Consider the following 14208-nt stretch of genomic DNA (forward strand, 5'->3'; position numbering starts at 1 on the left):
GAAACACTCATGAGCATTACTCGTTACGGCACCGGTAGCAGCGCCGGTGGCGGCCAGCCTCGTCCTTTCGCCCGAGCCGTTGAAGCCGATGGCTGGCTGCATGTGTCCGGCCAGGTGCCGTCGCTGGATGGCGAAATTATTGTGGGCGGTATCGTCGAGCAGACTCACCAGACTATGAAAAACCTGATCGCCATCCTCGAAGAAGCCGGTTATGGCCTCGAAGACGTAGTGCGCGCTGGTGTGTGGCTGGAAGATCCACGGGATTTCTGGAGTTTCAACAAGGTGTTCTCCGAGTACTTCAAAAGCGAACACGCCCCGGCCCGGGCCTGCGTGCAGGCGAACATGATGGTTGATTGCAAGGTTGAGATTGACTGCATCGCGTACAAGAAAAAGGCCTGAACCGAGTCGCGCCCATCGCGGGCAAGCCACGCTCCCACAGGAGAACGCATTCCAATGTGGGAGCGTGGTTTACCCGCGAAGACGGCCTAACGGTCGCCGCTGCACTCTAGGTAAACTCCCGGCACTTTGAATGGGAACCTGATGACATGACCGAAGACACCATCAAACGCCGGGCACGCGGTCTGGACCGGGCGTTCGATATCCTCGATTTCCTCAAGGAGATCGGCCAGCCCCTGCGCCCGAACGAAATCGCCAGCGGCATCGGCAGCCCGAAATCCACGGTCTACGAACTGGTGGCCTCGCTGTTGGAACGGCGCATCCTCGAGGCCGTGGGCAAGGACGGTCACGTTTACCTCGGCCGCCAGCTGTACTTCCTCGGGCAGGCGCACCTGCGCCATTTCGACCTGACCCGTGAGGCCGATCACGCCTTGCAGGAAATCGTCAGCCAGACCCGCGAAACCGCGCAGATGTGCCTGCTCAATGGTCGCAAGTACACCGTTGCGCTGATGAAAGAGGGCGAGCGGCATTTCCGCATTTCCTCGGACATCGGCGAAAACGCGCCAATTCCCTGGACCGCGTCCGGACGCCTGCTGCTCTCGCACTTGAGCGACCAGGCAATCATCGACCTGATCGACTACGACGACTTTATCCTGCCCAACGGCGAACGCCTGCCGCTGGAACAGTTTCTCCAGGAAATCCGCCAGGCTGGCCTCGATGGGTTTTTCTCTTTCGATAGCGTCGCCGATACTTTTACCCATTGCTTCGCCGCCCCGGTCAAAGACCCCAGCGGCATCGCCATTGCAACCCTGTGCATCGTTGCCCCTCGGGCCGACGCCAAGAACAATTACAACGACTATCGCCGGGTGCTGATCGACAGCGCCAACAACCTGGCCCGGCGTATCAACGAGTAACAGCGGCTGCTTGCGGCCGCGAATGTAAGGAGTTTGACCATGTCTTCTGCCGAATCGACTGCTGCCGTAGAAAAGGGCTTTGCGCACACCGGCGCGCATCTGGTGCGCGACGTCAGCCTGCCGGCGCTGGTGTTGCACCGTGAAGCGCTGGAACACAACATTCGCTGGATGCAGGCGTTTGTCAGCAACAGCGGCGCGGAACTGGCGCCCCACGGTAAAACCAGCATGACCCCGGCGCTGTTTCGCCGCCAACTGGACGCCGGCGCCTGGGGCATCACCCTGGCCAGCGCGACCCAGACCCGTGCCGCTTACGCCCATGGCGTGCGTCGGGTGTTGATGGCCAACCAACTGGTCGGCACGCCGAACATGGCGTTGATCGCTGACTTGCTGGCGGACCCGACTTTCGAATTCCATTGCATGGTCGATCACCCGGACAACGTTGCTGACCTCGGCGCGTACTTCGCCTCCCGCGGCGTGCGGTTGAACGTGATGATCGAATACGGTGTGGTCGGCGGTCGTTGCGGCTGCCGCAGCGAGCTGGAAGTGATCGAGCTGGCCAAAGCCATCACAGCGCAGCCGGCGCTGGCGTTGACCGGTATCGAGGGCTACGAAGGGGTGATTCATGGCGATCACGCGGTCAGCGGCATCCGTGAGTTTGCTTCTTCCCTGGTGCGTCTGGCGGTGCAGTTGCAGGACAGCGGGGCGTTCGCAATTCCCAAGCCGATCATCACCGCTTCGGGCTCTGCCTGGTACGACCTGATTGCCGAATCCTTCGAAGCCCAGAACGCCGGCGGGCGCTTTCTCAGCGTGCTGCGCCCCGGCAGTTACGTCGCCCACGACCATGGCATCTATAAAGAAGCGCAGTGCTGCGTGCTCGACCGTCGCAGCGATTTGCATGAAGGTTTGCGTCCGGCGCTGGAAATCTGGGCGCATGTTCAGTCGATGCCGGAACCAGGCTTCGCAGTGATCGCCCTCGGTAAGCGCGATGTGGCGTATGACGCCGGCCTGCCGGTGCCGTTGTTGCGTTACAAGGCCGGCGTGCTGCCGGCGGTGGGCGACGATGTGAGCGCCTGCAAGGTGACGGCGGTGATGGACCAGCATGCGTTCATGACCGTGGCGCCGGGGGTTGAATTGCGGGTGGGGGACATCATTTCTTTCGGTACTTCACATCCGTGCCTGACGTTCGACAAGTGGCGCACCGGGTGTCTGGTGGATGAGCGGTTGCAGGTGATTGAAACCATGGAAACCTGTTTCTAAGGCCTGAAACCGAGGTGCGGCCTTCGCGTGCAAGCTTTGCTCCTACGGGATCGTGTTGTTCGCGAGTGATCGCAAACCTGTAGGAGCGAGGCTTGCCCGCGAAGGCATCCTTCCAGACAACATCGCATCACCTGAGACCCCACACCCATGAACACCATCAACACCCTCGGCCCCAACACCCCGCGCATCGCCCTGATCGGCGAGTGCATGATCGAGTTGCAGCAGCGGGCCGATGGCAAGCCTGCAACAAAGCTTCGGCGGCGACACCCTGAACACGGCGGTCTACCTGTCCCGGGAACTGGGCGAAGGTGGCACGGTGGATTACGTCACCGCCCTGGGCGATGACAGCTTCAGCGATGCGATGTGCCAGAGCTGGGCGGCCGAAAACATTGGCCTGGAGATGGTCCAGCGGTTACCCGGTCGCTTGCCAGGCTTGTATTGCATCCAGACCGATGCCGCTGGCGAGCGGCGCTTCCTTTACTGGCGCAACGAAGCCGCCGTGCGCGAGTTGCTTCACCACCCCGGCAGCCGCACCGATACTGGCGGCATTGCCGGATTACGACGTGCTGTATTTCAGTGGCATCACTCTGGCGGTGCTGGGCGAGCAAGGTCGGGAGAAGTTACTGGAAACCCTGACCGAGGCCCGGCAGCGGGATGCGCGAATTGTCTTCGACAACAACTACCGGCCGCGGCTGTGGGCATCGCTGGAGGAGGCGCGGGCTGCGTATCGCAGTGTCTTGCCGTACGTGGACCTGGCGCTGCTGACCGTCGATGACGAACAGGCACTGTTTCATTTTTCCGATAGCGAGGCAGTGTTTGACGCCTACGAGCAGATCGGCACACCGGAAGTGGTGCTCAAGCGTGGCGCCGAGGCGTGCTTGATTCGCTGTGGCGGTGAGTCGTTCGAAGTGCCGGCGCAGAAGGTCGAGCGCGTGGTGGACACCACGGCGGCGGGGGATTCGTTCAGTGCGGCGTATCTGGCGAGTCGGCTCAAGGGCGGGAGCCCGGTTGAGGCGGCCGAGGCGGGGCATCGGTTGGCGAGCCAAGTGATTCAAGTCCCGGGTGCACTCATTCCCAAAACCTGAAACACAATCTCTGCGGTGAAGAGATTTTGTGGTGAGGGGGCTTGCCCCCGTTGGGTGGCGAAGCCGCCCCGGCATTCTTTCAGATAAACCGAATCCACAGGCTTACGACTGCTGCGCAGCCGAACGGGGCAAGCCCCATCGCCACAGAGGCCCTCAAGCCAACCGCTCAATCCCGATAAAACACCTGCACCAAGTGATACCCGAACTTGCTCTTGAGCGGCCCATGCACCACCCGCAGCGGTTTCTTGAAGATCACCGCGTCAATCACTCCAACCATCTGCCCCGGCCGCACTTCACCCAAATCGCCGCCGCGCTTGCCGGACGGGCAGGTGGAGTATTTTTGGCCAGCACATCGAAGGCTTCGCCCTTGGCGATGCGTTGTTTGAGCTGCTCGGCTTCTTCCGAGGTTTTCACCAGAATATGGCGGGCTTGAGCTTTCATGGGGCAGGTACCTTGCAACGGTGGTGACAACGGGGCGCGGGATTATGCCTCAACTCACTCTGGTTGGCCGATCATCGTGCGAATCTTGTTGGCCAGCAGGTCGATGGAAAACGGTTTGGCCACCATGTCCATGCCTTCCTCCAGGAAACCCTGGCGTTCGGCGGCTTTCTCCGCGTAACCCGTCATAAACAACACTTTGAGGTCCGGGCGATGCTGACGGGCGATTTCCGCCAGTTGCCGGCCATTCATCCCCGGCAGCCCGACGTCGGTCACCAACAGGTCCACGCGCAAGTCGGACTCGAGCAAAGGCAGGGCCGCCCTGGCGTCTTCGGCTTCATGGGCGTGATAGCCCAGCTCATTGAGCAAATCGAGCACCAGCATGCGCACCGCCGGATCGTCTTCCACCAGCACCACCGTTTCGCCGGCAATCGCCGAGGGCGCGTCGCCAGTCACCGGCAGCAACGTGTCTTGCGGCGCACCGAGGTGCAACCGTGGCAAATACAGGCGTACGCAGGTGCCTTGGCCCGGCAGGCTGTCGAGGCTGACATGTCCGCCTGACTGCTGGGCAAAGCCGTAGATCATCGACAACCCCAGGCCCGTGCCCTGGCCGATGGGTTTGGTGGTGAAGAACGGCTCGAACGCCTTGGCCAACACCGACGGTGTCATGCCAGTGCCGTTGTCGCTGACGGCAATCATCAGATAGTCCCCGGCCTTGACTGCTTCGAGCGACGTGCTGTCGCTGCCGTCGAGGTAGACGTTGGCCGTTTCGATCAGCAACCGGCCGCCATCGGGCATCGCGTCCCGGGCGTTGATCACCAGGTTGAGCAGGGCGTTTTCCAGTTGGCTGACGTCAGTACTGACCGACCACACATCGTCGGCCAGTTGCAGCATGAGCTCGATATGGTCGCCCTTGGTGCGGCTGAGCAGGTCTTCGAGCGAATGAATCAACTCATTGGCGTTCAGCGGTTTGCGGTCCAGCGACTGACGGCGGGAGAACGCCAGCAGGCGGTGAGTCAGGGCCGCTGCCCGGTTGGCGGAGGACACCGCCGCTTCGGTGAAACGGCCGATCTCGGCGGTGCGCCCATCGGCGATGTAGCGCTGCATCAGGTCGAGACTGCCGATAATCCCGGTGAGCATGTTGTTGAAGTCATGGGCGATACCGCCGGTGAGTTGACCCACCGCTTCCATCTTCTGCGCATGCCGTAACGCGTCTTCGGCACGCTCGCGCTCGAACATCTCGTTTTGCAGGCGTTGATTGGCCTCGGCTAATTGTTGCGTACGAGCGATCACGCGCTCTTCGAGGGTTTCATTGAGGTTGCGCAGGGCTTCTTCGGTTTCTTTACGCTCGGTTTCGTCGATCACGAAGATGTAGAAACCGTTGACCGAGCCGTCTGAGCCGTGTCGTGGCAAGTAATTCATCAGGGCACTGCGGATACTGCCGTCCCGATGCGGGGTGTCGATACTGAACGAGCAGGGCCGGCCGGCCAGCGCCTCGGCAACGTAGTGGGCGCGGGTGGAATAGTTCTCGTCACCGAGCACTTCATGGATGGTTTTGCCAAACAGCTCCTGAGGCGTCAGGCCGTACCAGTCGAGGTACGCGGCGTTGTTCAGGCGGAAGCGTTCCTCGCGGTCGACGTAGCTGATCAGGATCGGCATGGCGTTGATGATCAACTGCAGCTCAGTCTGGCTCTGGCGCAAGGCTTGTTCAGTGTGTTTGCGTTCAGTCAGGTCGAGGGCTGCGCCGAGAAAGCGCATCGGCCGGCCATGGTGGTCCTTGTAGCAACGACCCCGGGCAAACACCCAGCGCAACTGGCCGTCGGGTTGCAGCAAGCGATATTCCTCGGCGTACTCGGTGCCGTGGGTGATGCAATGCTTGATGCTGCGGGCAATCATCGCCCGGTCTTCCGGGTGGACGCCATGCAGGTAATCACTGATCGGCAACTGGCTGGCCATGGCCGGGTCGACACCGTGCAGTTGCGCGAAGTGGGCGTCGGCGATGAAACGGTCTTCGCCTATGTCCCAGTCCCAGGTGCCGACCGCATCGGTGGCGGCCAGGGCCAGTTGCAGGCGCTGTTCGGTTTCGTGCTGGGCCTTGAGGCTGGCGGCGGAGCGCTGTTCGAGTTCGAGGGCAATACGGCGCCGCTCGTTGGTTTCGATGGCGGTGACCAGAATCCCGGCCACCTGAGCGCTTTCATCGCGGATCGGACTGTAGGTCAAGTCCAGCCAGAAGTCGGAATCTTGCCCGTCGCGCTGCAAGGTAAAGCGTTGTTCGCTGTAGGTACGCACCTGTCCTTGTAGGACGGCGCTGTAGATCGGGTCAGTAAAGTCTTTTAATTCTGGCCAGATCTGGTGCGCGGGCTGTCCGAAAGCATGAGGATGCTTGTTGCCCGCCAGCAGGGCGAAGCCGTCGTTGTAGATCTGCGTGAGCTGCGGGCCCCACAGCAAGAGCATGGGCATGGGCGAGTGAATCACGATGTCCACCGCAGTTCGCAAGCTCTGCGGCCAGGTGCTGGCGGCGCCCAAAGGGCTGCGGCGCCAGTCCAGTCGGGCAATCAGGGCCTGGGCATCGCTGCCAGTCGGTGATGCGTTCATCAAGATGTCCTGCACGTAAGTCGGTGTGGCTGCGTCTACTATCCTTGCTAGGCGGTAGACGCTGGATGGCCCGATGCGTCACTGTTTCGGGTCATATCTGTTCATTGAATGCTTCGCGGGTGTTTTTTGCCATGGAAATCGATGTGCTGTTGCGGCAACTGGCGAGCCAGGAGGGCTCCGATCTTTACCTTTCCACTGGCGCGCCACCCAGTGCACGGTTCGACGGTGTGCTCAAATCCTTGTCTGATCAACGGTTCAAACCAGGGGAAGTCGCTGCCATTGCCGCGTCCATCATGGATGCCGAACAGCGATTGGAGTTCGAGCGAGAACTGGAAATGAACCTGGCTATCTCCCTGGCCGGGGTCGGACGCTTCCGGGTCAACATCTTCAAACAGCGCAATGACGTATCGATCGTGGCGCGCAACATCAAACTCGACATTCCGCGCTTCGAAGACCTCAACCTGCCGTCCGTACTGCTCGATACCGTGATGCTCAAACAAGGGCTGATGCTCTTCGTCGGCGCGACAGACTCGGGTAAGTCCACGTCCCTGGCGGCTTTGATCGATTACCGCAACCGCCACAGCAGCGGCCATATCATCACCATCGAAGACCCGGTGGAATATATCCATCGCCACAAGAAATCGATCATTAACCAGCGGGAAGTCGGCGTCGATACCCGCAGTTTTCATACGGCATTGAAAAATACCCTGCGCCAGGCACCTGATGTGGTGCTGATCGGTGAAATTCGCGACCGCGAAACCATGGAGCATGCCTTGACGTTTGCCGACACCGGCCATCTGGTGATCTCCACGTTGCATGCCCACAACGCCAACCAGGCGCTGGACCGCATTATCAATTTCTTCCCGCAGGAGCGCCGGGAGCAACTGCTGCATGACCTGGCCAACAACCTCAAGGCCTTCGTTTCTCAACGGCTAGTGCGCACACTCGACGGTCAACGCCGGGCGGCGGTGGAAGTGATGCTGGGGACGCCGACCATTGCCGACCTGATCCGGCGCAATGAATTTGATGAGCTCAAGGGGATCATGGAGAAGTCGGTGGAGCTGGGGATGCAGACGTTTGACGGGGCGCTGTATGCGTTGGTTGTGGAGGGGGCGATCAGTGAGGACGAGGCGTTGAAACATGCGGATTCGCTGAACAACTTGCGGCTGCGGTTGAAGTTGCATGCCGATGCAGTACCGGGCCCACAGCCACCGCCCGGTGAATGGGGACTCCTGGACTGACACCGGTCAAATGTGGGAGCGAGCTTGCTCGCGATAGCGTCATGTCGTTCAGCATAAATGTCGACTGACAGTCCGCTATCGCGAGCAAGCTCGCTCCCACAATAGATTTGCGTTCTAGTCCGTGAGCTCTGGGCGATTGCGAAATTGTTCCAGCGCCTCGGGATTGGCCAGGGCATCGGTGTTTTTCACCGGTTGCCCATGCACCACATTCCTTACCGCCAACTCCACCACCTTGCCGCTGATGGTGCGAGGAATGTCCGTCACCGCCAGGATCTTGGCCGGCACATGCCGAGGCGTGGTGTTGGCGCGGATCACTTGGCGAATCTGCTGCTGCAGTGATTCATCAAGAACGATGCCGTCTTTCAACCGCACGAACAGCACCACCCGCACGTCATCCTGCCACTGCTGACCGATGGCCACGCTGTCCAGCACCTGCGGTACTTTCTCCACCTGCCGGTAAATTTCCGCCGTGCCAATGCGCACGCCACCGGGGTTGAGTACGGCGTCGGAACGCCCGTGAATCATCATTGCGCCGTGGGGCAGTTGTTCTGCGTAGTCGCCCTGAGCCCAGACGCCGGGGAACTGGCTGAAATACGAGGCGCGAAGTTTTTCCCCAGTCGGGTCGTTCCATAAGCCAATCGGCATCGCCGGAAAGTGCTGGGTGCACACCAGCTCACCTTTTTCGCCGATCACCGCTTGACCGGCGTCGTTCCAGACCTCGACCGCCATGCCCAGGCTCTTGCCCATCATCTCGCTACGCCGCACCGCGGACATCGGGTTGCCGTTGACGAAGCACGAAACGATATCGGTGCCGCCGGACATCGAGGCCAGGCACACGTCAGATTTGAAGTCGCGATAGACGAAATCGTAACTCTGCGGTGACAACGCCGAACCGGTGCAGAGCAGGGTTTTCAGGCTGCTCAGGTCGTGGCTCAGTCGAGGTTTCAGGCCGCTGCTTTCCAGGGTCGCAAGGAACTTGGGGCTGGTGCCGAAGACGTTGATGCGCTCGTCGTCGATCAGGTCGATCAAACGTTCAGGGCCTGGATGAAACGGTGAGCCGTCGTACAACACGATGGCGCTGCCGACCGCCAAGGCCGAGACCAGCCAGTTCCACATCATCCAGCCGCAGGTGGTGTAGTAGAACAAACGGCTGCCGGGGCCGAGATCGCAATGCAAGCCGTGTTCCTTGACGTGTTGCAGCAGCACGCCGCCGGTGCTGTGGATGATGCACTTCGGCACGCCGGTGGTGCCGCTGGAATAGAGGATGTACAGCGGATGGGCGAACGGCACTGGAACGAAATCCGGGTCGCCGCCAATGTCGTAAAAGTCCTCCCAAAGCGACACGTTGGCCTGAGTGTGGAAATGTTCGATGTGCGCCTGTGGCAGTGCGTAAGGCACGACGATCAACTGATGCAAGGTTGGCAGCCGTTCGAGGATTTCGTTGACCTTGGCGTGTTGGTCGATCTCTTTGCCGGCATAGCGATAACCGGCGCAGGTGAGCAGTACCTTTGGCTCGATCTGGCCGAAACGGTCGATCACCCCTTGGGTGCCGAAGTCCGGCGAAGAACAGGACCAGATCGCCCCGAGGCTGGTGGTGGCGAGCATCGCGACCAGGGTTTGCCAGGTGTTGGGCATGCACGCTGCGACCCGGTCGCCTTGGCCGACACCAGCGGCTTTCAAACTGTTCTGGAAACCGGCGACATGGCTGGCCAGTTCGGCCCAGGTCAATTGTTCGCGCTGACCGTTCTCAGCCACGGCGACTACCGCCACGGCGTCGTCACGACGCCGCAGCAAATGTTCGGCGAAGTTCAGGGTCGCGCCGGGGAACCACTCGGCGCTAGGCATGAGCGGGCCTTCACGCAGCACCACGTCGGGTTGTTCGTGAAAACGGATCTCGAAGAAATCGACGATTGCCTGCCAGAACGTCTCCCGCTGATCGATGGACCATTGGTGCAGGGCAGGGTAGTCGTCGATCTTGAGGTGATGCCGCTGATTGATAAAGTGCCGAAAGGCCTCAATGCGGGTCTTGCCGATGCGCTCGGCGCTGGGTTGCCATAAAACGTCTGACATCAGTGTCCCCTTATTTTTCTTATTGCACGCGCATTTGGTTTTTGTGGCGAGGGAGCTTGCTCCCGTCGGGTTGCGAAGCGACCCCCTGCATTCCCTCATTCAACCGATTCGCCTGGATTTACGACTGCTTCGCAGCCGATCTGGGGCAGCCCCTCGCCACAGGGGGCTAGCGGCTAATCACTGCGCCAACCACCCACCATCAATATTCCACGCCGCACCGCGCACCTGACTGCCGGCCTCGCTGCACAAAAACAGCACCAGTTCGCCCAGTTGCGGCGGCGTCACGAACTCAAGCGAAGGCTGCTTCTCGGCCAGCAAATCGTGCTGCGCTTGCTGCGGGTCGATCCCGGTGGCGGCGCGATCGTCGATCTGTTTCTGCACCAGCGGCGTCAGCACCCAGCCTGGGCAGATAGCGTTGCAGGTCACTTGGGTCGTCGCGGTTTCAAGGCCAACGACCTTGGTCAACCCGATCACCCCATGCTTGGCTGCGACATACGCCGCTTTGCCCACCGACCCGACCTGACCGTGAACCGAGGCAATGTTGATGATTCGCCCCCAATTTTTGGCGCGCATACGCGGCAGGCAAAGGCGCGTGCTGTGGAACACCGCCGACAGGTTGATCGCGATGATCGAATCCCAGCGCTCTACGGGGAAGTCTTCCACCGCCGCCACATGCTGGATACCGGCGTTGTTCACCAGAATGTCGATGCCACCGAACGTACGTTCTGCGTAGGCAATCATCTCGGCGATTTGCTCCGGGTTGCTGACGTCGGCCGGGTGATGCCCGACCTTGCCGCCAAACTGTTGCACTTCGGCAATCACCTTGGATGCGTCGCCGAAACCGTTGAGGACCACGTTGGCGCCAGCCTTGGCGAGGCTGAGGGCGATGCCCAGGCCGATGCCGCTAGTGGAGCCGGTGACCAGTGCGGTCTTGCCAGTAAGATTCGTCATGAATGCCTCACACAATGCCAGTGGCGTAGAAAGTACCGATGACCACGAAAACCGCCAGGGTCTTGATGATCGTAATACAGAAAATGTCTTTGTAGGCTTCGCGGTGCGTCAGGCCGGTCACCGCCAGCAAGGTAATCACCGCGCCGTTGTGCGGCAGGGTGTCCATGCCGCCACTCGCCATCGCGGCGACCCGGTGCAGCACTTCCAGCGGAATATTGGCCGCGTGGGCGGCGCTGATGAATTGCTCCGACATCGCCGCCAAGGCGATGCTCATGCCGCCCGATGCGGACCCGGTGATGCCGGCCAGCAAGGTCACGGTAATGGCTTCGTTGACCAGCGGATTGGGGATGCTTTTCAGCCAGTCGGCCAGTACCAGGAAACCCGGCAGCGAGGCGATCACTGCGCCAAAGCCGTATTCCGAAGCGGTGTTCATCGCCGCCAGCAATGCACCGCTGACCGCACTTTTACTGCCTTCGGCCAACTTGCTGCGAATCGCCTGGAAGCCGAACGCCAGCACCATGATGATGCCGATCAATAACGCTGCTTGAACGGCCCAGATCGCTGTGAGCTTGGCAATTTCGGTGGTCACCGGCGTAGCCATGCCCGGCAGCGCGAGTGTATGGGTTTTGCCATACCACAGCGGAATCCAGTGGGTGAACAGCAAGTTCATGACCCCGACCATCAACAGCGGCGACAGGGCGATCCAAGGGTTCGGCAGCTTGATATCTGTAGCAGTTTCCGGCTCGTTGCGCAGTTCGGTGCCGTAGCCTTCGCCGGCCCGTTGGGCTTTGTTGCGTTGGCGCTGGAGGAACAGCATGCCGGTGCAGAACACGAAAATCGTCCCGATCAGCCCCAGCCACGGCGCGGCCCAGGCGGTGGTGTTGAAGAAGGTGCTGGGGATGATGTTCTGAATTTGCGGGGTGCCGGGCAGGGCGTCCATGGTGAAGGAGAACGCGCCGAGGGCGATGGTTGCCGGGATCAGCCGCTTGGGGATGTCGCTCTGGCGGAACATCTCGGCCGCAAACGGATAAACCGCGAACACCACCACGAACAGCGACACGCCACCGTAAGTCAGCAGGGCGCAGACCAACACGATCACCAGCATGGCCTGGCGGGTGCCGAGCAAGCGAATGGCCGCTGCGACGATTGAGCGCGAGAAACCCGACAGCTCAATCAGCTTGCCGAACACCGCACCGAGCAGGAACACCGGGAAATACAGTTTGATGAAGCCGACCATTTTCTCCATGAACACCCCGGTGAACGCAGGGGCGACGGCGGAAGGATCGGTGAGCAGGACAGCGCCGAGGGCGGCAATCGGGGCAAAGAGGATAACGCTGTAGCCACGGTAAGCAGCCAGCATCAGCAGCGCGAGGGCTGCCAAGGCAATGATCACACTCATGGGTGTGTCTCCTGGAATTGTTATTTTTGTAGGGTGGATCTTTTGTGGGAGAGGGCTTTAGCGGGAATCGTGCCATATCATTAACTTGTTGAAATATAAGGATATTGTTGTTTTTTGAAACGACTTTGCTGATTTTTGTCTCTGTTTTGAGATTTTTAGTGATCTGGCGGACGCCTTCGCGGGCAAGCCTCGCTCCTACAGGGGGAGGCGCTATTCACGGATGGTGCGTACACCTTGCACCTGTAGGAGCGAGGCTCGCCCGCGAAGAGGCCTCATCTACCAATAGAGATGTCTGTCTCTTTATTGAGACTCGGCAATCCCCAACGCCACCATCTTCTTGTACAACGTCGACCGCCCAAGCCGCAGCCGCACCGCCGCTTCAATCACCTTCCCCCGCATTGCGCCAGGGTGGCTTCAATCAATTGCCGATCAAATCGTTCCCGAGCCTCACTGAACGTCTCATGGCCCGCGGTCTCGACTGACAACGGTATTACACGCTCAACCGGCGTAAACGTACCAATCGCCGCCCGGATATCCGCCGCATTCAGCATCAAGTCATCACTAAGCAGCGCTGCGCGTTCCAGCACGTTGCGCAACTCGCGAATGTTCCCCGGCCAGGCATGTTGACCCAGCAACTCCTGCGCTTCGCGGTTCAGCTCATGCTGACTGCGCAGTTCTTCAAGGATCGCTTCGCTCAAGGCCGGAATATCGTCGAGCCGGTCGCGTAGCGGCGGAACGTGGATCGGCAGCACGTTGAGGCGGTAGTACAAATCGGCGCGAAATTCGCCGCGTTTGATCGCCGCTTCCAGGTCCGTTGAGGTCGCGGCAATCACCCGCACATCACTCTGGATCACTTCGTTGGAGCCCACCGGCTCGAATTCTTTTCCTGCAACACCCGCAGCAACTTGCTTTGCAGGGGCAGCGGCATGTCGCCGATCTCATCAAGAAACAACGTGCCGCCCTGGGCGATCTGCAATTTGCCGATCCGGCCTTTGCGGTCCGCGCCGGTAAACGCGCCGGGGGCGGTGCCGAAGAACTCCGCCTCCAGCAATGATTCGGGAATCGCCGCGCTGTTGATGCTGACAAACGCCTTGTGCGCCCGTGGCGAAGCGCCATGGATCGCCTGGGCCAGCAGCTCTTTGCCGGTGCCGGTTTCACCGAGCAGCAACACCGGCGACTCGGCGCTGGCACTGCGCCGGGCCCGGCGTTTAACTTCCAGGCTGGCGGCGCTGGTGCCGATGAAATGAGCAAAGTTGTACTTGGCTTGCCGCGCGCGCAGCAGCGAACGGGTGGAGGCCAGTTCTTCCTGCATGCTCAGGTAGCGCTTAAGCATCGGCGACAGGCTGCGCAATTCGTCGAACAAGGCGAAGCCGATGGCACCGATCACCGCGCCGGCATCGTCATGAATCGGTAGGCGCATCACCACCAGAGGTTCTTTGGGGGTGTCCTGCATGTCCAGCAGGATCGGCCGGCCAGTGCGCACCACCTCGCGCAGCAGACTGCCGGGGATCACGCTTTCGCAGGCTTTGCCGATCGCGACTTCTGCCGATGCCAGGCCGAAGCGCCGGGCGTAGCGTTCGTTCATCCAGACGATATTGGCGTCGCGGTCGACAATCACCGTGCCTTCGCTCGATTGCTCGATGATCTCGAACAACGAACGGATCGCCAGCATGCGAACGCGCTGGTAGTCCTTGAGGCTTTCGGTGGTGTTCATTTGGAGAACCCTGGTTGTGTATTGCTTGTGCGGACGCCATCGCGAGCAAGCTCGGCTCCCACAGGTTTTGCAGTGCTCACATAAATGGTGGTTACACCGCGCACCTGTGGGAACCGAGCTTGCTCTCGATGGGGGCGGCTCGGTTGAT

10 protein-coding genes and 3 pseudogenes are annotated in these 14208 nt (G+C 60.6%); 5 read left to right on the forward strand and 8 right to left on the reverse strand.

Going from position 1 to position 14208, the window contains the following annotated elements; genetic code table 11:
* Window positions 1–9 precede the first annotated feature (9 nt).
* The 4 genes and pseudogenes from RHM58_RS23625 (at window position 10) to RHM58_RS23640 (ending at window position 3652) form a co-directional block, all read left to right on the forward strand.
* On the forward strand, window positions 10–399 hold the full coding sequence (locus tag RHM58_RS23625; RefSeq protein WP_322268329.1) for a RidA family protein: 390 nt from the start codon (window positions 10–12) through the stop codon (window positions 397–399).
* 146 nt (window positions 400–545) lie between these two features.
* On the forward strand, window positions 546–1310 hold the full coding sequence (locus RHM58_RS23630; protein WP_322268330.1) for an IclR family transcriptional regulator: 765 nt from the start codon (window positions 546–548) through the stop codon (window positions 1308–1310).
* Window positions 1311–1349: 39 nt separating this feature from the next.
* A complete protein-coding gene (locus RHM58_RS23635; RefSeq protein ID WP_322268331.1) occupies window positions 1350–2567 on the forward strand; it encodes an amino acid deaminase in 1218 nt (405 codons plus the stop codon).
* Between the two features lie 147 nt (window positions 2568–2714).
* Window positions 2715–3652: pseudogene (locus RHM58_RS23640) on the forward strand (sugar kinase).
* 166 nt (window positions 3653–3818) lie between these two features.
* Here RHM58_RS23640 and RHM58_RS23645 read toward each other — a convergent pair.
* Both RHM58_RS23645 and RHM58_RS23650 read right to left on the reverse strand, forming a co-directional pair.
* Window positions 3819–4093, reverse strand: a pseudogene (locus RHM58_RS23645) (peptidylprolyl isomerase).
* A 54-nt stretch (window positions 4094–4147) separates the two neighbouring features.
* Window positions 4148–6685 carry a PAS domain-containing protein gene (locus RHM58_RS23650; protein WP_201256889.1) on the reverse strand — a complete coding sequence of 846 codons (2538 nt, stop codon included), beginning with the start codon at window positions 6683–6685 and terminating at the stop codon, window positions 4148–4150.
* A gap of 131 nt (window positions 6686–6816) precedes the next feature.
* On the opposite strand from RHM58_RS23650, the gene RHM58_RS23655 reads away from it, so the two are divergent.
* Window positions 6817–7926, forward strand: coding sequence for a PilT/PilU family type 4a pilus ATPase (locus RHM58_RS23655; RefSeq protein WP_322268332.1), 1110 nt, complete (start codon window positions 6817–6819; stop codon window positions 7924–7926).
* A gap of 114 nt (window positions 7927–8040) precedes the next feature.
* Here the strand turns inward: RHM58_RS23655 and RHM58_RS23660 are convergent, their stop codons facing one another.
* The 6 genes and pseudogenes from RHM58_RS23660 to RHM58_RS34100 all read right to left on the reverse strand — a co-directional run.
* Window positions 8041–9996 (reverse strand): acetoacetate--CoA ligase, encoded by a 1956-nt coding sequence (locus RHM58_RS23660; protein WP_322268333.1) that lies wholly within the window; start codon window positions 9994–9996, stop codon window positions 8041–8043.
* Window positions 9997–10173: 177 nt separating this feature from the next.
* Window positions 10174–10947 carry a 3-hydroxybutyrate dehydrogenase gene (locus RHM58_RS23665; protein WP_201204019.1) on the reverse strand — a complete coding sequence of 258 codons (774 nt, stop codon included), beginning with the start codon at window positions 10945–10947 and terminating at the stop codon, window positions 10174–10176.
* Window positions 10948–10954: 7 nt separating this feature from the next.
* The gene (locus RHM58_RS23670) at window positions 10955–12346 is read right to left on the reverse strand and encodes a GntP family permease (RefSeq protein WP_201204017.1); all 1392 of its coding nucleotides are present in this window, start codon (window positions 12344–12346) and stop codon (window positions 10955–10957) included.
* A gap of 300 nt (window positions 12347–12646) precedes the next feature.
* Complete coding sequence (locus RHM58_RS34090) at window positions 12647–12745, reverse strand: helix-turn-helix domain-containing protein (RefSeq protein WP_416195269.1); 99 nt, start codon at window positions 12743–12745, stop codon at window positions 12647–12649.
* The gene (locus tag RHM58_RS34095; RefSeq protein WP_416195335.1) at window positions 12730–13155 is read right to left on the reverse strand and encodes a hypothetical protein; all 426 of its coding nucleotides are present in this window, start codon (window positions 13153–13155) and stop codon (window positions 12730–12732) included. Before RHM58_RS34095 ends, RHM58_RS34090 begins: the two co-directional genes overlap by 16 nt.
* Window positions 13144–14060, reverse strand: a pseudogene (locus RHM58_RS34100) (sigma 54-interacting transcriptional regulator); the annotation flags it as partial. The gene RHM58_RS34095 and the pseudogene RHM58_RS34100, both read right to left, overlap by 12 nt.
* Between the last annotated feature and the right edge of the window lie 148 nt (window positions 14061–14208).

Source organism: Pseudomonas sp. 10S4 (assembly GCF_034344865.1).
Classification (GTDB): Bacteria; Pseudomonadota; Gammaproteobacteria; order Pseudomonadales; family Pseudomonadaceae; genus Aquipseudomonas.

Coding starts and splice junctions, on each gene's coding strand:
- RHM58_RS23625 (WP_322268329.1), top strand. CDS start 10: ATGAGCATTACTCGTTACGGCACCGGTAGCAGCGCCGGTGGCGGCCAG.
- RHM58_RS23630 (WP_322268330.1), top strand. CDS start 546: ATGACCGAAGACACCATCAAACGCCGGGCACGCGGTCTGGACCGGGCG.
- RHM58_RS23635 (WP_322268331.1), top strand. CDS start 1,350: ATGTCTTCTGCCGAATCGACTGCTGCCGTAGAAAAGGGCTTTGCGCAC.
- RHM58_RS23650 (WP_201256889.1), bottom strand. CDS start 6,685: ATGAACGCATCACCGACTGGCAGCGATGCCCAGGCCCTGATTGCCCGA.
- RHM58_RS23655 (WP_322268332.1), top strand. CDS start 6,817: ATGGAAATCGATGTGCTGTTGCGGCAACTGGCGAGCCAGGAGGGCTCC.
- RHM58_RS23660 (WP_322268333.1), bottom strand. CDS start 9,996: ATGTCAGACGTTTTATGGCAACCCAGCGCCGAGCGCATCGGCAAGACC.
- RHM58_RS23665 (WP_201204019.1), bottom strand. CDS start 10,947: ATGACGAATCTTACTGGCAAGACCGCACTGGTCACCGGCTCCACTAGC.
- RHM58_RS23670 (WP_201204017.1), bottom strand. CDS start 12,346: ATGAGTGTGATCATTGCCTTGGCAGCCCTCGCGCTGCTGATGCTGGCT.
- RHM58_RS34090 (WP_416195269.1), bottom strand. CDS start 12,745: ATGCGGGGGAAGGTGATTGAAGCGGCGGTGCGGCTGCGGCTTGGGCGG.